General features: G+C 70.1%; 21 protein-coding genes. 11 read left to right on the top strand and 10 right to left on the bottom strand.

All coding sequences use genetic code 11. The annotated features are described in order from the left end of the window. Positions 1-83: 83 nt before the first annotated feature. Positions 84-788 (bottom strand): SDR family oxidoreductase, encoded by a 705-nt coding sequence (locus ACFU5J_RS21220; protein ID WP_430580035.1) that lies wholly within the window; start codon positions 786-788, stop codon positions 84-86. A gap of 78 nt (positions 789-866) precedes the next feature. Here ACFU5J_RS21220 and ACFU5J_RS21225 point away from each other — a divergent pair, with 78 nt between their 5' ends. Continuing rightward, positions 867-1,271 carry a winged helix-turn-helix transcriptional regulator gene (locus ACFU5J_RS21225; RefSeq protein WP_430580036.1) on the top strand — a complete coding sequence of 135 codons (405 nt, stop codon included), beginning with the start codon at positions 867-869 and terminating at the stop codon, positions 1,269-1,271. A 4-nt stretch (positions 1,272-1,275) separates the two neighbouring features. On the opposite strand, the gene ACFU5J_RS21230 is transcribed toward ACFU5J_RS21225, so the two are convergent. From ACFU5J_RS21230 to ACFU5J_RS21240, 3 genes are all read right to left on the bottom strand, one after another. Then, entirely contained in the window at positions 1,276-1,698 is a 423-nt protein-coding gene (locus ACFU5J_RS21230) for a GntR family transcriptional regulator (protein WP_430580037.1), read from the bottom strand. Next, entirely contained in the window at positions 1,695-2,636 is a 942-nt protein-coding gene (locus ACFU5J_RS21235; RefSeq protein WP_430580038.1) for a hypothetical protein, read from the bottom strand. The genes ACFU5J_RS21230 and ACFU5J_RS21235 overlap by 4 nt, the downstream gene beginning before the upstream one ends. A 92-nt stretch (positions 2,637-2,728) precedes the next feature. Beyond that, positions 2,729-3,601, bottom strand: a complete 873-nt coding sequence (locus ACFU5J_RS21240; RefSeq protein ID WP_430580039.1) for an LLM class flavin-dependent oxidoreductase — start codon at positions 3,599-3,601, stop codon at positions 2,729-2,731. Positions 3,602-3,740: 139 nt separating this feature from the next. On the opposite strand from ACFU5J_RS21240, the gene rnhA reads away from it, so the two are divergent. Both rnhA and lpdA read left to right on the top strand, forming a co-directional pair. Further along, complete coding sequence (rnhA, locus tag ACFU5J_RS21245; protein ID WP_430580054.1) at positions 3,741-4,160, top strand: ribonuclease HI; 420 nt, start codon at positions 3,741-3,743, stop codon at positions 4,158-4,160. Between the two features lie 79 nt (positions 4,161-4,239). Beyond that, positions 4,240-5,643 (top strand): dihydrolipoyl dehydrogenase, encoded by a 1,404-nt coding sequence (gene lpdA, locus ACFU5J_RS21250; RefSeq protein ID WP_430576364.1) that lies wholly within the window; start codon positions 4,240-4,242, stop codon positions 5,641-5,643. Positions 5,644-5,752: 109 nt separating this feature from the next. Here the strand turns inward: lpdA and ACFU5J_RS21255 are convergent, their stop codons facing one another. The 3 genes from ACFU5J_RS21255 to ACFU5J_RS21265 form a co-directional block, all read right to left on the bottom strand. Then, positions 5,753-7,435 carry a SpoIVB peptidase S55 domain-containing protein gene (locus ACFU5J_RS21255; RefSeq protein WP_430580040.1) on the bottom strand — a complete coding sequence of 561 codons (1,683 nt, stop codon included), beginning with the start codon at positions 7,433-7,435 and terminating at the stop codon, positions 5,753-5,755. A 233-nt stretch (positions 7,436-7,668) separates the two neighbouring features. After that, positions 7,669-8,127 (bottom strand): MarR family winged helix-turn-helix transcriptional regulator, encoded by a 459-nt coding sequence (locus tag ACFU5J_RS21260; protein WP_430580041.1) that lies wholly within the window; start codon positions 8,125-8,127, stop codon positions 7,669-7,671. Then, on the bottom strand, positions 8,124-9,044 hold the full coding sequence (locus tag ACFU5J_RS21265; RefSeq protein ID WP_430580042.1) for a serine aminopeptidase domain-containing protein: 921 nt from the start codon (positions 9,042-9,044) through the stop codon (positions 8,124-8,126). Before ACFU5J_RS21265 ends, ACFU5J_RS21260 begins: the two co-directional genes overlap by 4 nt. A 237-nt stretch (positions 9,045-9,281) precedes the next feature. Here ACFU5J_RS21265 and ACFU5J_RS21270 point away from each other — a divergent pair, with 237 nt between their 5' ends. Together ACFU5J_RS21270 and ACFU5J_RS21275 are read left to right on the top strand one after the other, a co-directional pair. Then, entirely contained in the window at positions 9,282-10,898 is a 1,617-nt protein-coding gene (locus tag ACFU5J_RS21270; RefSeq protein ID WP_430580043.1) for an adenylosuccinate synthetase, read from the top strand. 32 nt (positions 10,899-10,930) lie between these two features. Further along, positions 10,931-11,575 carry a DUF7002 family protein gene (locus ACFU5J_RS21275; protein WP_430580044.1) on the top strand — a complete coding sequence of 215 codons (645 nt, stop codon included), beginning with the start codon at positions 10,931-10,933 and terminating at the stop codon, positions 11,573-11,575. 4 nt (positions 11,576-11,579) lie between these two features. On the opposite strand, the gene ACFU5J_RS21280 is transcribed toward ACFU5J_RS21275, so the two are convergent. The 3 genes from ACFU5J_RS21280 to ACFU5J_RS21290 all read right to left on the bottom strand — a co-directional run bounded on the left by ACFU5J_RS21280 (position 11,580) and on the right by ACFU5J_RS21290 (position 15,464). After that, complete coding sequence (locus ACFU5J_RS21280) at positions 11,580-12,149, bottom strand: MazG nucleotide pyrophosphohydrolase domain-containing protein (protein ID WP_430580045.1); 570 nt, start codon at positions 12,147-12,149, stop codon at positions 11,580-11,582. 723 nt (positions 12,150-12,872) lie between these two features. Then, the gene (locus ACFU5J_RS21285; protein ID WP_430580046.1) at positions 12,873-13,703 is read right to left on the bottom strand and encodes a PaeR7I family type II restriction endonuclease; all 831 of its coding nucleotides are present in this window, start codon (positions 13,701-13,703) and stop codon (positions 12,873-12,875) included. Positions 13,704-13,751: 48 nt separating this feature from the next. After that, positions 13,752-15,464 (bottom strand): Eco57I restriction-modification methylase domain-containing protein, encoded by a 1,713-nt coding sequence (locus ACFU5J_RS21290; protein ID WP_430580047.1) that lies wholly within the window; start codon positions 15,462-15,464, stop codon positions 13,752-13,754. A gap of 274 nt (positions 15,465-15,738) precedes the next feature. Here ACFU5J_RS21290 and ACFU5J_RS21295 point away from each other — a divergent pair, with 274 nt between their 5' ends. From ACFU5J_RS21295 to ACFU5J_RS21320, 6 genes are all read left to right on the top strand, one after another. Then, positions 15,739-16,869 carry a 3-oxoacyl-[acyl-carrier-protein] synthase III C-terminal domain-containing protein gene (locus ACFU5J_RS21295; protein ID WP_430580048.1) on the top strand — a complete coding sequence of 377 codons (1,131 nt, stop codon included), beginning with the start codon at positions 15,739-15,741 and terminating at the stop codon, positions 16,867-16,869. Next, the gene (locus tag ACFU5J_RS21300; RefSeq protein ID WP_430580049.1) at positions 16,866-17,594 is read left to right on the top strand and encodes an iron-containing redox enzyme family protein; all 729 of its coding nucleotides are present in this window, start codon (positions 16,866-16,868) and stop codon (positions 17,592-17,594) included. The genes ACFU5J_RS21295 and ACFU5J_RS21300 overlap by 4 nt, the downstream gene beginning before the upstream one ends. Further along, the gene (locus tag ACFU5J_RS21305) at positions 17,594-18,421 is read left to right on the top strand and encodes a DUF6999 family protein (RefSeq protein WP_430580050.1); all 828 of its coding nucleotides are present in this window, start codon (positions 17,594-17,596) and stop codon (positions 18,419-18,421) included. Before ACFU5J_RS21300 ends, ACFU5J_RS21305 begins: the two co-directional genes overlap by 1 nt. 163 nt (positions 18,422-18,584) lie before the next feature. Next, entirely contained in the window at positions 18,585-19,283 is a 699-nt protein-coding gene (locus ACFU5J_RS21310; protein ID WP_430580051.1) for a VOC family protein, read from the top strand. A gap of 189 nt (positions 19,284-19,472) precedes the next feature. Beyond that, positions 19,473-19,904 carry a hypothetical protein gene (locus ACFU5J_RS21315; protein WP_430580052.1) on the top strand — a complete coding sequence of 144 codons (432 nt, stop codon included), beginning with the start codon at positions 19,473-19,475 and terminating at the stop codon, positions 19,902-19,904. 48 nt (positions 19,905-19,952) lie between these two features. Next, a partial coding sequence (locus ACFU5J_RS21320; RefSeq protein WP_430580053.1) for an SDR family NAD(P)-dependent oxidoreductase occupies positions 19,953-20,702 on the top strand: 750 nt, incomplete at its 3' end.

Below are 20,702 nucleotides of genomic sequence, written 5' to 3' on the forward strand. Positions count from 1 at the left end.
GCGGGGACCCCCGGGTGGGGTGTCGACCCACACCGCATGTGTTGCGGGCGCCCCCACCCACGCTCGATGCGTTCCCGGGCCGCTCACCCCACCTTGTGGCGGGCGCCGCCCTCCACGTGGACGGTCTCGCCGGAGACGAACCCCGCGCCCAGCAGCCACATCACCGCGTCGACGACGTCCTCGGGCTCGCCGTGCCGACCGACCAGCGTCCCGGCGGCGCTCCTGCCCAGCAGGGCGGCCTTGCCCGCGCCCAGGCGGTCCCACGCGCCCGAGTCGACCACCCCGGGCGAGACGGCGTTGACCCGCACCGGGGCGAGGTCCGCCGCGAGGTGGCGGGCGAGGTGCTCGACGGCGCCGTTGGTCGTCCCCTTGACGAGCGAGCCGGGCCCCGGTCGCCACCCGACGACGCCGGAGAACAGCACGATCGACCCGTGCGGCCGCAGCACCGGCGCGAAGTGCTTGGCGACCAGCATCGGCCCGAGCACCTTCGCCGTGAAGGCGCCCACCAGCTTCTCGTGGTCCAGCTCCGTGGCCCGCACGTCGTGCGGCGCCGAGCCGGTCGTCACGATGTGGTCGACCCCGTCCGCGAGGCTCGCGGCCGCGGCGGCGATCGTCGCCTCGTCCTGCAGGTCGACGCGCACCGCCGTCGCGCCGATCTCGGTGGCCAGGGCCTGGGCTGCCGCCAGGTCTCGTGCGCCCACCACCACGTCGTACCCGTCCTTCGCCGCACGTCGCGCGACGGCCGCGCCCAGCGCCCGTGCCCCGCCGATGACCAGGATCCGTTCCATGTCGCCACTCCCTCTCGTAGGATCGGGACCGACGGTATGGATTTGATACCGGTATCTACAACGGAACCGGGGGAGCCCGTGGGCAAGGCGTACAACGTGATGGCGGCGACCTGCCCGAGCCGCACCGTGCTGCACCGCATCGGCGCCCGCTGGACCGTGTTCGTCGTCAACGCCCTCGCCGACGGTCCCCGCCGCTTCACCGAGCTCAAGGCGCACATCCAGGGCATCACCCCGAAGGTCCTGACCGAGACGCTCCGTTCCCTCGAGGCCGACGGCCTGATCAGCCGGCGCGATCACGGCGGGAACCCGCCGCGCGTCGAGTACGACCTGACGCCGCTGGGGCGCTCGCTCCTGGTCCCGCTCCGCGCCGTGCGGCTCTGGGCCGAGCAGCACGTCCCCGACATCGAGGCCGCGCGCGCCCGGCACGAGGACGAGCCGCCGTCGACCGAGCGCGACGACCTGGTCCTCGACCGGCCCGCCTGAGGGGTCAGCCCGCCCGGTCCGGGCCCGGAGCGGGGTCGCGGGGCACGGCCAGTGCGCCCCGGACGACGTCGAGCACCGCGTCGTCCGCGAGGCCGGCGGCACGCGCCTCGGCGACGAGCGCGTGGGCCCGGGCGACGATGGCGGAGGGCGGGGGAGCCGCGGCCCCCGCCGCGACGCCTCCCGGGGCGGTGGGCGCGACGACCGTGCCCGTGCGGCGCCGCGAGGCGACGACGCCGGTCGCCTCGAGCTCGCGGTACGCGCGCTGGACGGTGCCGACGGCGATCCCGAGGTCGCGGGCGAGGTCCCGCGACGCGGGCAGCCGGTCGCCGGGCGCCAGCGTGCCGACGGCGACCGCCGCGGCGACCTGCGCGCGGATCTGCTCGTACACGGGCACCGGCGATGCCAGCGAGACGACGATGTCGCTCACGCGGCGGCCGGGGTCGCGACCGCCGGTACCGGGCGCGCCGTCCGGGGCCGTGCGGCGAGCAGCCCGACGACGACGGAGGCGGCGGCGACCGCGAGGCCGGCGACGGTCAGCACCGTGCCGACGGCGACCAGGCCGTGGGCGGGCGCGCCGTTCAGCAGCAGGCTCTCGCCGCCGGAGCGGACGGCGTTGCCGCTCATCGCCAGGGTGGCGCCCAGCCCGACGCCGAGGCACAGCTGGACGCCGCCCAGGAGGCGGGCGGCGCTGGTCGCGCGCACGGCGTCGTCGTGCGCTGCGGGGACGCCGTGCAGCGGCGGGCGTCGCACGATCGCGCGGAGCGCCACCCCGGTGGCGGCGACCGTGGCGCCGAGGCCCAGCAGCATGGCGGCGCCGTAGGGCCAGCCGGGGTAGGGGCCCGACGTGCCGGTGAGGACGCCGCCGCCGGGGAGCGTGACAGGCCCGGTCGGGAACGCGCGGCCCGAGGTGTCTGCGGTGAGCCCGCAGATCACCAGGACGACGGCGAACGCCGCGGCGGTCGCCAGGACCCCGCGCAGGCGCGCGCCGCCGAGGGACCCGGCGGTGCGGCGGGCCAGCGGGGCCGAGCGGACCTCGCCGCGCGGCCGGGGCCACGTCCGCTCCCCGACGGCGCGCACCGCGCAGAACACCAGGGCGACCGAAAAGGGCGCGACGGCCTGCAGCAGCCCCGGCGCGGGCGCCCAGGTCGGCCAGACGACCGGCTGTGCCAGCAGCAGCGCCGCGCACACGACCGCGGCGACGACGGCGACCGACGAGACGAGCAGCTCGTGCCGCCGTGCCGCGCGGGCGGGGCCGCCGCCGTCGTCGGACGGGCGCCGCACGACGAGCCACACCAGCAGCGCCACCAGCGTCGGCGGCAGGACCACCACGACCAGCACCGCGAGGAGGACACCATCACCGAACATCCGAACCTCCGGGAGGACCACACCATCAATGAGTCAACGCATTGAACCATTGGTGGAAGGAGCCGTCCAGGGCGGCCCCGTGTGCCGGGCGGTCAGAGCTGTGGCGGCCCCTGCCGCACGCGCTCGAGCAGCCGCTCCGGCGTGGCGGTGTCCGGGTCCCACCAGGAGTCGACGAACCAGGTGGCGCCGGCGTCGGCCATCGCCCGCGCCTGCTCTCGCGCGGCGTCCTTGTCGTCGGGCAGCAGGCCGGAGGCGACGACGTCGAACGGCTCGGTGCGCTCGCCGTCGGCCGCGCGCTGCTCGGCGATCCAGGCGACGAGCTGGCGGATCGCGTCGGGCCCGGCCTCGGCCTCCTCGGGGGTGGTGCCGCGCGCCTGCGCGACGATCCCGTCCCAGCGCAGCGTGCGGCGCAGGTTCTTCAGCGGCGGGCGTCGCGCGTCCCACACCCCGACGGGCCACACGGGGATGTGGCCGCGGACCGGGGGAGCGCCGAACCGGAACGGCCCGGTGCGCACGTGCTCGCCGTCGGCCTCGAACATCTCGCCCGACCACGACCGGCGCAGGAACTCGAGCGTCTCGTCGAGCTTCTGCGCCCGCTCCCGCAGGCTCGTCACCTGGCCGGGGACGGACGTGAACCCGCGGTCGTCGAGCACGCCGACGCCCGCCGGCAGCACCAGCCGCCCGCCGGAGAGGTGGTCGACGGTGAGCGCCCGCTGCGCCAGCTCCCACGCCCGGTGCCGCGGGACCGCGAAGACCATGGCCCCCAGCGTGATCCGCTCCGTGACGGCGGCCGCGCCCGCGAGGATCGCGAACGGGTCCCACGCGGTGAGGGCCTCGCCGCCCCAGTCGCCCATGCTGACCGCGTCCCAGCTGAAGAACCCGTCCCAGCCGTGCTCCTCGCACTCGCGCGCGAGGGCGACCATCTGCTCCGGGGAGCCGAAGCTCCCGACGAACCCGAACTTCATGCGCGTCTCCTTCGTCGTCACGGGAAGCCTGCGAGGGATCCTGCGGGCATGCCCGGCCGACGCTACGCGCGGCGTCCGACACCGTCGCGGAACGTAGGGTGGGCGCGTGCCTGACGAGAACGAGAAGCCCCTGGTCGAGATGTGGACCGACGGCGCCTGCAAGGGCAACCCCGGACTCGGGGGCTGGGGGGCGCTGATGCGCTCGGGCGAGCACACCAAGGAGCTCTACGGCGGCGACCCGCTCACCACCAACAACCGGATGGAGCTCACCGCCGTCGTCGAGGGGCTGCGCGCCCTGAAGCGGCCCAGCTCGGTCACGATCCACGTCGACTCGTCGTACGTGATGAACGGCATGAAGACCTGGATCGCCGGCTGGAAGCGCAACGGCTGGACCACGTCCGCGAAGAAGCCCGTGAAGAACGTGGACCTCTGGCAGGCGCTCGATGCCGAGGTCACCAAGCACGACGTGCGCTGGGTGTGGGTCAAGGGGCACGCCGGCGACCCCGGGAACGAGCGCGCGGACGAGCTCGCGAACCTGGGCGTCGACACGGTCCGCTGAACCCGTGCGCCGGCGCCCCTTCCGCAGGTGCGACGGACGTCACGCCGCAGGGGGTCGCGCGCGCGAATAGGCTGGGCCCATGGCTTCCCACTACGACGTCGTCCTCCTCGGGGCTGGCCCCGGCGGCTATGTCGCCGCGATTCGCGCGGCCCAGCTCGGCAAGTCCGTCGCCATCATCGAGGAGAAGTACTGGGGTGGTGTCTGCCTCAACGTGGGCTGCATCCCCTCCAAGGCCCTCCTGCGCAACGCGGAACTGTCGCACATCTTCACGCACCAGGCCGACTTCTTCGGCATGTCGGGTGACGTGACGTTCGACTTCGGCAAGGCGTTCGACCGGTCCCGCGAGGTCGCGGACGGCCGGGTCAAGGGCGTCCACTTCCTCATGAAGAAGAACAAGATCACCGAGTTCGACGGCCGCGGCACCTTCCGCGACGCGAACACGATCGAGGTGGCGCTGAACAAGGGCGGCACCGAGACGGTGACGTTCGACAACGCCATCATCGCCACCGGCTCGCAGGTGCGCCTGCTCCCGGGCGTCGAGCTCTCCGAGAACGTCGTGACCTACGAGAAGCAGATCATGACGCGCGAGCTGCCGAAGTCGATCGCCATCGTCGGCGCCGGCGCCATCGGCATGGAGTTCGGCTACGTCCTCAAGAACTACGGCGTGGACGTCACGATCATCGAGTTCCTCGACCGTGCGCTGCCGAACGAGGACGCGGACGTCTCCAAGGAGATCGCGAAGCAGTACAAGAAGATGGGCGTCAAGATCCTGACGTCCACCGCCGTGCAGACGATCAAGGACAACGGCTCGTCCGTGACCGTCTCCTACAAGGGCGTCAAGGACGACAAGCCCGGCGAGATCGTCGTCGACAAGGTCCTCTCCGCCGTCGGCTTCGCGCCGAACGTCGAGGGCTTCGGCCTCGAGAACACCGGCGTGCAGCTCACCGAGCGCGGCGCCATCGCCATCGACGACCACATGCGCACCAACGTGCCGCACATCTTCGCCATCGGCGACGTCACCGCCAAGCTCATGCTGGCGCACGTCGCGGAGGCGCAGGGCGTCGTCGCGGCCGAGACCATCGGTGGCGCCGAGACCATGACGCTGGGCGACTACCGCATGATGCCGCGCGCCACGTTCTGCTCCCCGCAGGTCGCGTCGTTCGGCCTCACCGAGCAGCAGGCCAAGGACGAGGGCTACGACGTCAAGGTCGCGTCCTTCCCGTTCATGGCCAACGGCAAGGCCCACGGCCTCGGCGACCCCACCGGGTTCGTCAAGATCGTCGCCGACGCCAAGTACAACGAGCTCCTCGGCGCCCACATGATCGGCCCGGACGTCTCCGAGATGCTGCCCGAGCTCACCCTCGCGCAGAAGTGGGACCTCACGGCCGACGAGGTCGCGCGGAACGTGCACACGCACCCCACGCTCACCGAGGCCGTCCAGGAGTCCATCCACGGCATCGTGGGGCACATGATCAACTTCTGACCCACGGGTCGGACCAGATCGCCCGGCCAGAGGCCCGGTACCGCGGAGCTCCGCGGTACCGGGCCCCGTGCCGTCTGGGGGGCCGTGTCCTCCTGAGGAGTCGGCGTCCTCAGGAGGTGACGCGGACCCGCAGCTGCTTCTGCCCGACCACGACGCGGGTCAGGACGTCGGACGTCCGGGTCCGCTCGTACGCGGTCTTGCCGCTGCCGATGACGAGGCTCAGCTCCATCTCGTCGTTGCGCAGGTTGCCCTTGAGCAGCTTCTGGACCGAGTCGAACGACGTCGGCTCGTAGAACTCGTCCTGGAAGGTGTTGCCGCCCACGACCGTGACCACGCCGCTCTTGCCCTTGAGCCGCTTCGGGATCGTGAAGTCCTCGCGGAAGACCGAGCGCGTGATGCCGTCCGACCCGAGGAGCCGGGTCCGCAGCACCAGCGTCTTGCCGGCCCGGACCTTCGCGGTCTTGCCGGTCACGTCGACCCAGCGGCCGCCCGTGCGCTGCTGGATCTTCACCACCCGGTGGCGCATCGTGTTGTCGCTGACCTTGACGTCGTTGGTCACGCCGGTGAGCTTGACGTTCGACACGGACGAGAGCGTGGCCACGACGGCCGGGAGGTCGAAGGCGCCCGTGGAGCCGATGTCGTCGGCTGACTGGTACCGGTCGGCGTACCGCAGCCGGAACGGGCTCCCGCCGCGGGTGCCGGTGATCGTCCAGGCCTGAGACTCCGACCCGCCGATGGTCCCGTCCACCACGCGGTCGTGGTTGGCCACGCCGGCGAGGAGGGTGACGTCCGCGAGGGCGGCCGGGTCCAGCACCTGCGTCGTGCCGGTGCGGGACCTGCCGTCGTAGGACACCTTCGAGGTGACCGGCGTCGGCGCGGGGGAGGCGCCGAACGTGCCGGCGATCCCGGCGAGACGGTCGTCGGTGACGGTCCCGCCGACGTCGCCCAGGTTCGCCACCTTGAAGGGGACGCCCAGCGGGTCCTCCTGGACGTAGACGGCGTCGGCGGCCGCCAGCCCCAGGCGTGTCCTGCCCGTGAACGCCAGCGGGTGCCCGAACGCGACCACCCGGTCGCCGCACACCGAGGTCGCGGTGCCGATGCCGGCGACGGTGATGTCGCCGTGCGAGAGCACCGCGGCCACGTTGCCCCCGGCGACCACGGTGTCGATGCCGGCGGCCGCCACGCCGCTGGACCGGCCGATGCGGTAGGAGTCCGCCGTCACCAGCTCGCTGCCGCCGGCGGCCTTGACCGCCTTGCGGGCGCGGGCCAGGTCGATCCCGCCGACGCCCATCGGCATCGGCAGCTGCCGCAGCCCCTGGGCGGCCTCGGCCTTGGTCACGTCGGTCTCGGCCGCGATCCGCGTCGCCAGACGCGTCCCCACCGCCACCTCGGGGGCCGCCTTCGCGGCGCCGAGGTAGCCCTGCATGTCCTCGTACGGTGTGATGCCCGCGACGGGCGAGCTGCCGAAGGCGAGCCCGTACGCGACCGCGCCGATGAGCCGACCGTCCTCCGCGTACACCGGCGACCCCGACATGCCCTGCCAGATGCCGCCCGCCGCGTCGATCGCCGGCGAGTGGAGCTCGGCGACGATCATGTCCAGGTCCGGGGCGATGCCGTCCGACAGCACGCCCAGCACCTCGCCCGTGAACGACTGCGGCGTGGTGCCCTTGCTCACCGTCAGCCCGGTGACCGGCGCCCCGCCTACCACGTCGGCCACCGGGAACGGCGCGGCGCAGTCGGGGGTGGGCGCCGCCGTCGCCGCGGGGGCGACCGCCACCAGGCCGGTCAGCACCAGCGCCGCCGCCGCGCCGGACGCCGTCAGCCGGGCTGCGTGACGACCGCCTTCGGAGCCGGGCGACCGCCGAGGCCTGTGAGCCGTGGGTCGTCCATCGATGGGGGGAGTGGGCGTCGTCGCCCGGCCGTCCCCGGCGGCAGAATTCAGCATCCTCTCAGCATCGGTGACCCGACGGTCTGCTGTTGCCGGGGACACGGGTGAAATCGGGCCCCGAGCGGGTGCTGCCGCGGCTAGGCGAGCGTGCGCGTCACGTGCTCGAGCCAGCGGGCGACGACGGCCAGCTCGTCGGGGGAGAAGCCGTCGGTCAGGCGGTCGTTCAGCTCGGCCAGCGCGGCACGGACGTCGTCGAGAGCCGCGGTGCCTGCGGGCGTGAGGTCCAGGCGGACGGTGCGGCGGTCGTCGGGGTCGGTGCGGCGGCGAACCAGGTCGGCGTGCTCCATGCGGGCGAGCAAACCGCTGGTGCCCGCGGGGGAGGCCTGCAGGGCGGTGGTCACCTCGCCGATCGTCGCGCCGGGGTAGTCGGCGAGGTGCAGCAGCACGCCGGCGGCGGGGGCGCCGAACCCCTGTCCGCCGTTCCTCGTGCTGCCGTGCGTTGCGGCGTGTGCGCCGCCGCGGCGCGCGATCCAGCGCCGCATCTGGCGCTCCGCCGCGGTGGTGAGGAAGACGAGCCGCGGCTGGCGACGCGTCATCGCCGCGGCTTCCTGGCGCGGAACCTGACGTTTCCGTCCTCCTGCGTCGGCGCGGCGCCGGCGCGTGCGTCGAGCCAGGCGAGCAGCTCGGGCCACAGCGTGTCGCGCAGGCCGCGGCGGAAGAACCCCAGGTGCCCGATCTGTTCGACGCCGCCGTCGGCGGGGCTCCAGGTGCGGCGCTCGACGCGGGCGGCCGTCAGGCGGTCGGTGATCGCGTCGATCTGGGCGGGCGTGGCCCACGGGTCGTCGGTGAACCCGACGGCGAGGACGTCGCCGGTGACGCGCGCGGCGTCCGCGGCGGCGGTCATGGTCGGGTCGTCGAAGAAGTAGCCCGGCATGGTCGACCAGCGGCTCCACTCGAGCATCGCGGCGGCGGGCATGTCCTCCCCGAGGCCGGTGCGGCGCCCGGGCACGTAGCCCAGCACCCGGGCGGTCGCCGGGCCGAGCACCCGCAGGATCAGCCGGACGCGCGCCCGCTCGGCGCGGCCGGGAATCGTGGACGTCGCGGCGACGTGCGACGCGACCGTGACGAACCCGGCCAGGCCCCGTGAGCCGTTCCCCAGCGCCAGCGCGTGCCCGCCGATGCTGTGCCCGATGGCCAGCTGCGGCACGTCGCCGAACCGCGGGCGAGCCCACGCGGCGACCGCGGGGACGTCGTCGGACATCCAGTCCCGCATGCGCAGGCCGCGATGCTCGCGCGGGCTGCCGGAGCGGCCGGTGCCGCGGTAGTCGTAGGTGACGGCCACGTAGCCGTTGGCGGCGAGGAACTCCGCGAACCCCGTGTACAGGCGCTCGGGCACCGCCGTCGCGGGGTGGATCACCACGACGCCGCGCGGTGACTCGTCGGCGGGCTTGCGCACCGTGCCGACGACCCACCCGCCCGCCGGGATCTGGATCCGCAGCTCCTCGGATTCCACCGTCGCTGCGTCATCACTTCGCATGCGAAATACCCTAGCGGCCCCACCGGTGTGAGGCTGACTCGACTAGCTGAGCAAGGAGTAGGGCGCAGGTCGGATCGCGGGACAGCGGTGGCGACCCGACGACTGGCGCTCGGGTGAACTTGCTCAGGTCCCGCCCATCTGGCCTGACAATAAGCCACACTAAGTTCGACCGCTCACGTAGGTGAGCGCTCTTTCGACCGCGGGGGGCCCGTCATGACAACAGTCGTTGCGTTGTCGGGGCCCATCGCCTCCGGCAAGACCACAATCGCAAGACGTCTCGCAGGGCGTTGGGACGGCGAGCTCGTCTCCACACGGGAGGAACTCGCGCGGCTCGCGAAGGCCGCTGGAGTCGAACTCCGCGACCGCGCCGAGTTTCAGGCGTTCGGGGACCGTCTCGACCTGGAAACCAAGGGTGAATGGGTCACCAGCGCCGTCGAGTCGGCCGCAGCTGCTTCGCCCCGACTCCTCGTCGTCGATGCGGTTCGCATCGAGCCTCAAGTGGCTGCGCTACGGGAGCGTTTCGGGCGGCGTCTCGTCCATGTTCACCTCGAGACGAGTGACATGGAGGTCCTTGCCGAGAGGTACCGGGATCGGCGGGAACACGGCGGACCCATACAAGAGTTTCAGACCTACGAGGAAGTGGCAAGGAATCAGACCGAGGCGAACATTGGCAGCCTAGGCGAACATGCCGACGTAGTCCTTGATACGCTCCGCAACACGATCGACGATCTCATCGTTCGCACTGAGGCCCGTCTCGGCCTGCTGCCCTCACTCACCGTACCGCTCGTCGACGTTCTCGTAGGCGCCCAGTACGGATCGGAGGGCAAAGGGAACATCGCATACTACCTGGCGCCGGAGTATGAAGTGCTGGTCCGAGTTGGGGGCCCAAATGCAGGACACAAAGTCCGGCACCGCGGAGTAGTGCACACGCATCGTTCGTTGCCATCTGGATCTCTCGCGAACCCAGGCGCAGATCTGATTGTCGGCCCCGGAGCGGTTATCCGATACGACGTATTGATGAGTGAACTTGCTGGCACCGGTGTCGATCGGTCTCGCGTGCGCATCGACCCCCATGTCATGGTGATCACAGCCGAGGACCAGGCTAACGAAGTCGCGCTGCGGCAGGCGATCCGCTCCACTGCCGAAGGTGGCGGATCGGCAGCTGCACGCCGTATCCTAGGTCGCGCTTCGAGCGATCCAATGCTCGTCGGTGACTATCCGGAGTTCAAGGAGTTCCGTGCCGATACGGGAGCGCTTCTCAACTCTGCGTTCGAGCGAGGCGCGCGGGTCCTTGTCGAGGGCACGCAAGGCACTGGCCTAAGCCTTTTTCACGGACAGTACCCGCACGTAACGAGTCGTGACACCACTGTCGCGGGAACGTTGGCAGAGGCAGGGATTGGGCCCCGCCGTGTCCGACGCGCGATCATGGTCGCCCGCACATACCCAATCAGAGTTAATGGCGAATCTGGACCGATGGGCGAAGAGATCGATTGGGCGGCGGTTCAAGAACGATCCGGCGTGCCCGATGCTCAGGTCTCCGAGTTCAGCTCGGTGACCAAGGAGCAGCGGCGAGTGGCCGAGTTTGACTGGACAATGCTAAGGCGCTCGGCCGAGCTTAATTCGGCAACGGACGTTGCGCTCACTTTTGCCGACTATATATCTGTCAAGAACAGAAGTGCGTTTAGGTATGAGCAGCTCACCGGCGCCACATTGCAATTTATAGAAGAAGTTGAAGATGTCTCGGGTGCTGCAGTTTCGCTCATAGCGACAAGCTTCTCTGAGCGGGGCATAATAGATCGTCGCACATGGCGTGCGGCTCGCCGCGACTGACGTAAGGGTCTCCATTGGATCGATCGGAATTCGTGCGCAAGTACCCACGGTTGTTTCACACGGCCGCAGACGGAGCGTGGCCATCAATTCGGGACTATGGCCTGTACAGCACAAAGGCGCTTGTGCGCGCGTATGACCCCCCCGTCGAGACCCAGGCTGCGATTCTTGGTGCCATTCGCAGGACGAGCTTCACCCTTACTAGGCCAGGTCGCGATGACGTTGTCATCCGCGACCAGGGCCCCCTAAAATTCCTTAGCGTATGTCTGGAGCCCGGGGTGTCCGAGCTGGAGTACCTGGAGGCGCTGAACTCGCGTGTGTTCTTTCATGTCAACGAACATGATTTGCATCGATTGTTGGGTGCCCGCAGGTACCGATCCCACGCGCAAACGGTTCTCACCGTCGACACCGCTACCTTCCTCGCCGCGCATCGAGATGTCGAGCTCGCGCCATACAATACAGGTTCCGTGCATGTGCCGAACATGCCAGCACGCAGTCCGGCTCTGTTTGTGCGTCTCGAAGACTATCCATGGGAAGATTGGCGATCTCGAAGGGGAGCGAAAGCCGCGGTCAGGGAACTCACCGTCACTAGTTGGTCCGACGTTGCGCCCGCGGTGGTGGCGGCCGAGAGGTGGCTGGGCGGAGAGCCGATTGAGGTGCTCTATAATCGGGATTGGTGACCGACTAGAACAAGCTTCGCTGCAGGGCAAGAACTGTGTTGATGTCGGGCCGGACGAATGCTTCTGACTTCAGCACCTTCCCGTCCTGACGCAGGATGGGCAGTCCACTCGCGTCGAGCTTGCTCATGTTCGAACGGTGCACCTCGCGTACGACCGCCTCCAGGTCGATCCCGTATGTCACTGCGGTGCCGAAGACGACGTACGTGATGTCGGCAAGCGCATCCGCAATCGCGATCAGGTCAGCAGCATTAACCGCTTCCCTGAGCTCGCCGACCTCCTCCGCCAATAGGCGCAGCCGGAGCGCCGCGATCTGGGGCGCCACATCGAGCGTCGGCCCGGCGTTGCGGGGCAGGTCAAACGCACGGTGGAAGTCGAGAACAAGGTCCCCGATCGCCGCCCGTTGGGGCGCAGCTTGTCTCCTTTGCCGCTCCCGTCGGTAGGCCGGGAGACCCAGCGGCAACTCGTCCTGGACCGCAGTCCTCGGGTTCTGGCGCTCTCGCCTCTGGGCTGGTACTGCCTGCACCAGGCCACTCTTGCACACCCGGCACGACGGATGCGCGGCGACCTTCAGCACGAGGATGGGTCGCCTTCCATCGCTACCACGCTGACGCCGTGCGCGGGGTGACGCCCGACGGTCGAATCGACTGGCGATGACACCCAGGCGCGTACGCCGTGCGCTCGACTGGCCGAACGGGGGCATCCTCTTCGACGTGGAGAACCGCTTCTGGGTCTCGGCTTGGGGCGAGCGGCCAGTATTCGATGGAGATTGCTCTCGATCTCGGGTGCCAGCATTTCGCGCGGGGTCCGACGCTGGTGCCGGTCTACGGGCACCGCTACCAGCGGCTCCAGAAGAGCCCGATGCGCCGTGTTCTCTGCTCACTAGACCGACGTCATGTACTGCGGCACAGATCTGGCTGACTACTGCGCTCACGAGTTCCTCGGCGAGGCAGCTGTTCGGGCGAACCGCCGCCGCATCCCGTTCTGGAGTGATCTCGTCGACGGGGACGACTGCATCTGGTCTTGAGTACCCCGATCCGGCCGACCCCGGCGGCCGACGCGATCTCGACCTGACGGCGGGCATGGGGTCGGGCGCACACCTCCAGGTGTGACGGTCTCGCTGCACGTGATCTCGGCTGAGCAGAGCTACGCCTACCAACTGCGGTCGGTCCTGACGGGTGACGGGAACGTGCCGCACGCATCGGCGTTCACTCGCTACTTCATTGAGGCGGGTACGCCGCCCGGCGTGTGGATGGGCCGCGGGGCTGAGCACCTCGGCGACGGCGCGTTCCGGCGCTCACTATCGCGGCGGTAGCAGGCCAGGCAGGGGCTCCGGGAACGACTCGTCGGGGATGCGCTTCAGTTCTTCAAGGCGTCCAAAGATCTTGGCCTCAAAGGTTGCGAAAGACAGTTCGGGGACTGGCTCGTCGTAGACGCCTTCGCCCTTCTCGGAGGCTGCGACGACCGCACCGTCGTAAAGGCGTTCGGCTAGGAGTCGCTGGTAGGTGACGCGGTACCGGTCGAGGTAGGAGATGCCGTCGAACTCGGGGTCGGTCGTGAAGAGCGCGCGCCCGTCACGGACGGGGTTCGTGGACTTAGGAGACTTCTCCAGGAGCAGGACGTAGCCGAGCCACGGCCTGTGCCCTCTGAACGCTTCGGCCTCGTGCGCCCGCCACAGGTCCGTGGCGTTGCCCAACGACTCCTCGGTGCGGTTATTGTGGTTATTGCCGATACTGCCGACCTGGCTCTTAAACTCAATCGCCGCGATGAGTAGCCCGCGGTAGGTGACGACGAGGTCCCAGTTTTTGGCCCTGCGGTACCAACCGGGCAGCGTATGGTTGCCACCGTTTAGGACCGTTAGGTACTCGCCAATGCCATCGTGATCTTCAAAAACGGAGGCGATGGCGTTCTCCAGCGGGACGAGGTGCTTGCCGCCGGTGACGTTGGCTCGTGTCCCAGCGTCCTGTACCACGCCGTTCGCAGCCTGTTTGGCACCCTGCTGGGCTCGGATGCCCCAGTGTTCGCGGACTGCGTCGTGGTAGATATCCCTCGTCACCGCTGCTCTGCTCCTCTTGGTTACGTTTGCCCTGCTCAGCGCAGGGTAGCGGACCGAGCAGCGGTTCACCGACATCTCGCACCAGAGTTCACCCGCTGGCATCTCGTCCCAACGGGCGCAGACTCAGACGCTGTCTGCGACGCCCTCTTCGAGCCCATACGCCTCCTCGGCGGCGCGCGTGGCACCGTTCCGGTCGTGAGCACGGAACGCCTCTCGGAGGCGGTCCTGAACATCCTCGGGGATGGTTGCTGGATCGGGCACTCGGATCTTCCTGAGGTACTGCGCCTGGAAACGAAGGGTGCCGCCACGCATTTTCACACCGAACGCCTCGATAAAGGCTTCGGCGATCCGCGATAGCAGCAGCCCACCGAGCACTTCGAGGTCCCAACCGGTGGACACGATGTAGTACAGGTTGTGGTGCGGGTAGTACCCACCCGGCACGCCTTCGCTCACCTGGTTCGCGCCAGGCTCGAACACTGGCGTGATCTGAGCCTTCATGTCCTGCAGAAGCAACTTGGGGCGGTCTGCAAGTCCTGGGTAGACCTTGTCAATCGTCCTGTGCCAGGCGTCGGGGTTGCGGCGTGCCACGAACCGCTTCTGCACGGCTTCGTGAGAAGCGAGGGTCTCCGCCATCCTGGGGTAGTCGGCAAGGTTGACCAACGCGCCGGTTGAGTCCCACGGGTTGATAAGGACCTTCTTTGGCCTCATGAGCACCCCGGAGCGGATGTCGTCAGCCATTATTAGCGGCATCAGACGGTCTGGCTCCACGTCGGCGTCGGGAAGCACGACGTACGCCTTGTCGGCACCCGTGGCGACTCCGATGGAAATCTTTGTCGTGCCGCCCGTCTGTTCGAGGGCCGGGAAGCGCTCTTGCAGATGCTCCAGGAGCCGGATGCGCTCCGGTCCGCCTGCGGGCCAGAGGTCTTCACCCTCGAACCACGAGTCGAGCCTTGCGCCCTTCCACCCCGCCCCTTCATCCTCGTGATTACCCGAACGCACGAACGCTACTGCCTGCTTCGCACCTCCCTCTCCGAACGAGGCTGTGGTGTCTAGGACGGTGACCGAGCCCTGGGGTCGGTTGGAGAGCACTGTGATGGCAGGGTAGGCGGACACCTCGGTATGGAAGGCGTCAACGTCGTGCATTTGCCAAACGGTGTCTACTGCATACCGCTTGGCGATCAAGCTACGGAGCTTGGCGCCGTAGGCGTTGCGCATCCACCTGTCGGCGCAAATGAACCCAAGCATCCCGTCCGGCTTGAGCATTGCCAGGGACCGCTCGAAGAACCCGACGTAGATGTCGCTGCGACCAACCATGGTCGGGTACTGCGCGCGATACGCGGTGACGGTAGCCCGTTCCAGGTCGTCGAACCTGATGTATGGGGGGTTGCCGACAACGAAATCTGCCGGGGAGCTCTTGCGCACTGCTGTACCTGTGCTCCCTTGGAGGTCAAGGAAATCGCCCTCGTCGAGCAGAAAGTCACCGACGTGGAGCCACGTCTTGGCAAGCATCCGAGCGGTCGCCTCGTTGGCACCTGCAGCGGTCAGTCGTTCGACCGTGAGAGCGCGGGAGGTTTCGACGTGGACACTCTGCAGGTCGTAGCCACGAATCGAGCCGGTCAGCATCTCGAACGGGACGCCGTGACTCATGGCTGAAGCTGCGAGCCGGTCGACGACTGGGCCGAGGAAGGCACCGGACCCGACGGACGGCTCCACTAGCGTCTTTACGCTCAGATCGCGGTCTGCGGTGTATCCGACCAGGTCAAGGATCGTGTCGACTACCCACTGGCGCGTGAAGACCTCGCCGTACTCGATCTCTCCCTCAGGTGCTACTGCCATGGTGGGAATCCTTGCACGAGGTTCCGACGTCGCCGGGCTTGCATCAGCGCACCGCCGATCCCCGACCCAAACCAACCCAGGCGAAGGTCGTCGCCTGCGAATCGCGCCGGACGCCGGAGCTCCGTTTTGCAGATGCCGTGTCTGCCGACGTGACGCCGGTTCGGGCCGCCCGTGGTCGGACGATGACTGCACCTGACGAGGTTCAGAGGTGCGGCCAGCTCGGAGAGTTGTGAAATCGGCGACACGACCGGGTCGGATGTGGCTGAATACCCTCATGCCAGCGACCGCCTACCTGACCGGACTGGGCCGCTACCTCCCGGGCGAGCCGGTGTCCAACGACGACGTGGCCAGGCGCCTCGGCGGCGTCGACAAGCGCACGGACGGCCTGCGCGCCCGCATCCAGCGTGCCAACGGCATCCGGCAGCGGTATTACGCGCTGGACGATGAGGGCCGCACCACCGAGCTCAACGAGGAGCTGGCGGTCCATGCGATCGAGGACGCGCTGGCCGACCGGGGGATCGCCGCCTCCGACCTGGGCATGCTCGCGTGCGCCACGACGCAGGGCGACCTGCTGGTGCCAGGGTTTGCGTCGATGGTGCACGGTCGGCTGGGTGGCGGCCCGATGCAGGTGCTCACGGCGAGCGGCGTGTGCGCGTCGAGCATCGCCGCGCTCGACGCGGCGGTGAGCAAGGTGCGGCTCGGCGACCACCCGCGGGCGGCGGTGGTGGGCTCGGAGCTGTCCAGCCGGTGGCTGCACCAGCGGCGCTTCGAGGGCGTCGAAGACCACCTGGACGCACACTTCCTGCGGTGGATGCTGTCCGATGGCGCGGGCGCCGCGATCGTGGAGTTCCAGCCGCGACCGGACCAGCCGTCGCTGCGGGTGGATTGGGTCCGGCAGGTCTCCCTCGCTCACGAGCACGAGGTCTGCATGCGCGCGGGCCTCGACGGGCCCACCGCCGTCGCCGGGCAGACCTGGCAGGACTACGACGACGTGGCCACCGCCGAGAAGGCGGGCCTGCTGCAGATCCGGCAGGAGACGGCCGTGCTCGACGAGCTCGCCGCGGCGGGGCTCGCGCAGTTCGAGGAGCTCGTCGACCGCGGTCTGATCGACCTCAAGAAGCTCGACCACGTGCTCTGCCACTACAGCACCAACGCCTTCCGCGACGTGGTGTTCGACGCACTGAGCGCGCGCGTCCCCGGCATGGACACGAGCCGCTGGTTCTCCAACCTCGAGACGTGCGGCAACACCGGCGCCGCGAGCATCTTCATCGCGCTGGAGGAGGCGTGGCGCACCGGCCGCTTCGCGCCGGGCGACACGATCCTCCTCGCCGTCCCCGAGTCCGGACGGTTCTCGTTCGGCTTCGCCCACCTGACCGTCGTCGCACCGCGAAGGAGCACCAGATGACCAGCACCGGGACCAGCGCAGGGATCCGCACAGGGACCGTCGAGGGCTACCGCCCGCCGCAGCCGGACCGGGCCGGCCTGCTCGCCCGGCTCTCCGACGTCTGGACGGACTTCGAGACCCGGCTGGCCGAGGTCCCGATCCTGCGGGCGCTCGACGCCGGCGACGTGACGGTCGCCGACTACCAGCGGCTGCTGCACAACCTGCGCCAGCAGGTGGTCGACGGGTCGCTGTGGATCGCGCGGGCCGCGTCGAACTTCGACATGGACCACTTCGACCTGCGCTCGGCCGCCATCTCGCACGCGCTGGAGGAGCACCGCGACCACCTGCTCCTCGAGCGCGACTACGTCGCCGTCGGCGGCTCGCTCGAGGCGCTGCGCGCGGGCCGGAAGAACCTCGGCTCGCAGGCGCTGTCCGGCTACATGTTCCACGAGGCGAGCCGGCCGAACCCGGTCGGGTGCCTCGGCGCGATGTTCATCATCGAGGGCCTCGGCGCGCAGAAGGCGGGCGTGTGGGCCCGGCGGTTCCAGGAGGTGCTCGGGCTGGCGGACAACCAGGTGCACTTCATGGCCTACCACCAGGACGCCGACGCCGAGCACACGGGCACCCTCGACGCGATCCTCACGTCCGACCGGATCGACGACGCCGCGGCCGACACCATCGTCACCTGCGCGCGCGTGGTGGCCCGGCTCTACGTCATGCAGCTCACCGAGCTGGACGAGATCTGATGCCCGTGACGTCCGACCCGAGCATGTGGGAGGCGATCTACGCCGACCCCTCGGTCCCGCTCGACAAGCCGCTGGTGCGGATGATCATCGAGGACCAGCAGCGGCCCTCCCGGCGGCTGCTGTACCCGGTGGCGCGGATCGTCTCCCGGGTGCTGGTGGCCGTGCTCTCGGTCGTGAAGCGGGTGGCGCCGGGCCGGTGGATGACGCTCGGCACCATGGACGCGCTGTGCCTGTGGTTCCTGCGCCGCTTCGTGTCGCCGGACGCCGTCGAGCTGCTGATCCGCCACTTCGTGGTGGAGACCAACCTGGTGAACTTCATCATCCGCAACACCCCGGCCGCCATCGAGCCGGTCACCCTCCGGCCGACGACGCTGTCCGGGCTGGGCGACAACGCGGTCGTCGAGCACGACGTCAACGTCTACGACGTGCTCATCGCGCTCGACGGCGTGGAGATCGCGGCGCCCGAGCGCCTGAACTTCGCCCAGCTCGACGTGCCCGACATCGACCCCGAACGACCTCGCCGCCGGCTGCTGCGCCTCGACATCCAGACGGCCCTGTGCCTGATGAACATCCCGTTCTGCATCGCGCTGAACCTGGAGGAGTTCCGCCGCGCGATCCACTCGCTGCGCTTCGACGACTCCTTCCTCAGCATCCTCGCCGTGCTGACCGACGACGAGACCTTCGAGCACTGGAAGATGGGCGCCCTGAGCCTCTGGATGGACACCAACGTGGACGTCCCGCAGCTCGTCTACCGGCACGCGCTGGTGTGCGAGTACGCCCACGCCCACCTGGTCTCCATCGCGCGGCAGCGGGGCGAGGGGGAGTAGCCCCCGCTCACCGGCCAGGGCCTGCGCGCGATCCTCCCGCACCCCGGTGAGGTCGGCAGGTGGGGTCGACCAGTGACTCTCACCGGCGCCGGCGACGGAGGAGGGGACGAACGATCGACCTACCAGCCGGTACCAGACCGGCTCCAGGCCGAAGGAGCGTCCCATGACCACCTCACTGGGCGGTAGCACCGCCACAGGCGCCGCCACGAACACCACGCCGAGCGTCACGACCAGCACGGTCGACGAGTCGCAGGCGCTGAAGCTGGAGCTCGTCGTCGTCCCTGTCGCGGACGTCGACCGGTCGAAGGCGTTCTACGAGGGCCTCGGCTGGACCCTCGACGTGGACCTGGCGGTGACGGACGACTACCGCGTCGTCGAGCTCACCCCGCCCGGGTCGCCGGCGTCGATCATCGTCGGGTCGGGCGTGACGGACGCCGCGCCGGGCTCGGCGCGCGGCCTGCACCTGATCACCCGCGACGTCGAGGCGACGCGTGCGGACCTGGTGGCGCGCGGCGTCGAGGTCAGCGACGTGTTCCACGACGCCGGCGGGGTGTTCCACCGCGCCGACCCGGCGACGCGGGTGGCAGGCCTGGCGCCCGGGCGTGCGTCGTACGGCTCGTTCGTCGAGTTCGCCGACCCCGACGGCAACACGTGGACCGTGCAGGAGATCACCGAGCGGATCCCGGGCCGTGTCACGCAGGCGCGCTACGACTCCGCCGCGGAGCTGGCCGAGGCGCTGCGGGCGGCCGCGGCGGCGCACGGCGAGCACGAGGCTCGCACCGGGCAGGCGGACGCGAACTGGCCCGAGTGGTACGCCGAGTACCTGATGCGGGTCGCGGCGGGCCAGCAGCCGCCGGAGTGACGACCCGCACACCCGGGTCTTCGCCGTGCCCGGGCCAGGGGCCCGGGCACGTACCGGGGGAGCGGCCCTGGGGTCAGGGCCAGTGACCGTCCCTGGCGCCTTCACGCCGGCCCGGGCGGGAGTCTCGGAGAGCGGGGGACGACCCCCGCAGCTCCCGCAGCTCCACGCAGCTTCCCGAAGGGAACGGCCATGCCCGTCATCCGCTTTCATCTCGACTCCACGCTCAGCGCCTCGGAGGTCCTCGACGTGCTGACCAACTTCACGGCCGCACGGCCGGAGGCCTGGCCCACGATCGACGCCGAGCACTTCGAGGTCCACGGCCTCGGCGCCGACTGGGCCGACGTCACGGAGGGCACCGCGTCCGCATGGGAGCACGCGCGCTACGAGTGGGACGCCGACGCGGGCCGCGTCGTCATCACGACGCGCGACTCGAAGGTCTTCGGACCGGGCGGGGGCTGGGTCTTCCAGGTCACGCCGTCCGGGGCCGGCTCCCGGGTCGACGTCGAGCTCACGCGGCACCCGGCGTCCCTCAAGGGCAAGCTCCTCGCCGCGCTGCTGCCGCTCGTGGCGCCCGGCTCGCTCCGCAAGTCCTTCAGCGGCCCCCTGCACGCGGCCGCCTGACCCCCTCCACCTCCGGCGGCCCGCCGCCGACCCCGAAAGGAACGGACCATGTCCGAGAACATGCCCGAGAACCTGTCCGAGACGTCCCTCACCCCGCAGCGCGTCTGGCTCGTCACCGGGAGCTCCCGCGGCTTCGGCCGCGCCATCGTCGAGGCCGTGCTCGAGCACGGCGACGCCGTCGTCGCGACGGCCCGCCGCGTGGACGACCTCGCACCGCTGGTCGAGCGCTTCGGCGACGACCGCGTGCTCCTCGCCCCGCTCGACGTCACGGACGCCGAGGCGGCGCGCACGACCGTCGCCGCCGCGGTGGAGCGCTTCGGCCGGCTCGACGTCGTCGTGAACAACGCCGGCTACGCCGACAGCGCCTCCATCGAGGAGATGCCCGACGACGCCCTCCGGCGCCAGATCGACACCAACCTGTACGGCGTCGTCCACGTCACGCGGGCGGCGCTGCCCGTCCTGCGCCGGCAGCGCTCGGGGCTGTTCCTCCAGTTCTCCTCGATCGGCGGCCGCGTGGGCGGCTCGCCGGGGCTCGGCGCGTACCAGGCGGCGAAGTTCGGCGTGGAGGGGTTCTCCGAGGTGCTCGCCGCCGAGGTGGCGCCGTTCGGCGTGCGCGTCGTGATCGTCGAGCCGGGCGCGTTCCGCACGGACTGGCAGGGTGGCTCGATGCGCCGGTACCCGGCGGGCGCCGACTACGCGACGACGGTCGGCGCGATCAACGACCTGCGGGCCGAGACCGACGGCACCCAGGCCGGCGACCCGGGGCGGGCCGGCCGGGGGCGGGGGGGCCGCGCGGAG

Source organism: Isoptericola sp. NPDC057559 (genome assembly GCF_042801555.1).
Taxonomy (GTDB): domain Bacteria; phylum Actinomycetota; class Actinomycetes; order Actinomycetales; family Cellulomonadaceae; genus Isoptericola.

Bases quoted from the DNA above. Each gene is read 5' to 3' on its own strand.
- rnhA (WP_430580054.1), top strand. From the start codon at position 3,741: ATGTGGACCGACGGCGCCTGCAAGGGCAACCCCGGACTCGGGGGCTGG.
- ACFU5J_RS21220 (WP_430580035.1), bottom strand. From the start codon at position 788: ATGGAACGGATCCTGGTCATCGGCGGGGCACGGGCGCTGGGCGCGGCC.
- ACFU5J_RS21240 (WP_430580039.1), bottom strand. From the start codon at position 3,601: ATGAAGTTCGGGTTCGTCGGGAGCTTCGGCTCCCCGGAGCAGATGGTC.
- ACFU5J_RS21295 (WP_430580048.1), top strand. From the start codon at position 15,739: ATGCCAGCGACCGCCTACCTGACCGGACTGGGCCGCTACCTCCCGGGC.
- ACFU5J_RS21305 (WP_430580050.1), top strand. From the start codon at position 17,594: ATGCCCGTGACGTCCGACCCGAGCATGTGGGAGGCGATCTACGCCGAC.
- ACFU5J_RS21270 (WP_430580043.1), top strand. From the start codon at position 9,282: ATGACAACAGTCGTTGCGTTGTCGGGGCCCATCGCCTCCGGCAAGACC.
- ACFU5J_RS21300 (WP_430580049.1), top strand. From the start codon at position 16,866: ATGACCAGCACCGGGACCAGCGCAGGGATCCGCACAGGGACCGTCGAG.
- lpdA (WP_430576364.1), top strand. From the start codon at position 4,240: ATGGCTTCCCACTACGACGTCGTCCTCCTCGGGGCTGGCCCCGGCGGC.
- ACFU5J_RS21235 (WP_430580038.1), bottom strand. From the start codon at position 2,636: ATGTTCGGTGATGGTGTCCTCCTCGCGGTGCTGGTCGTGGTGGTCCTG.
- ACFU5J_RS21310 (WP_430580051.1), top strand. From the start codon at position 18,585: ATGACCACCTCACTGGGCGGTAGCACCGCCACAGGCGCCGCCACGAAC.
- ACFU5J_RS21290 (WP_430580047.1), bottom strand. From the start codon at position 15,464: ATGGCAGTAGCACCTGAGGGAGAGATCGAGTACGGCGAGGTCTTCACG.
- ACFU5J_RS21260 (WP_430580041.1), bottom strand. From the start codon at position 8,127: ATGACGCGTCGCCAGCCGCGGCTCGTCTTCCTCACCACCGCGGCGGAG.
- ACFU5J_RS21315 (WP_430580052.1), top strand. From the start codon at position 19,473: ATGCCCGTCATCCGCTTTCATCTCGACTCCACGCTCAGCGCCTCGGAG.
- ACFU5J_RS21285 (WP_430580046.1), bottom strand. From the start codon at position 13,703: ATGTCGGTGAACCGCTGCTCGGTCCGCTACCCTGCGCTGAGCAGGGCA.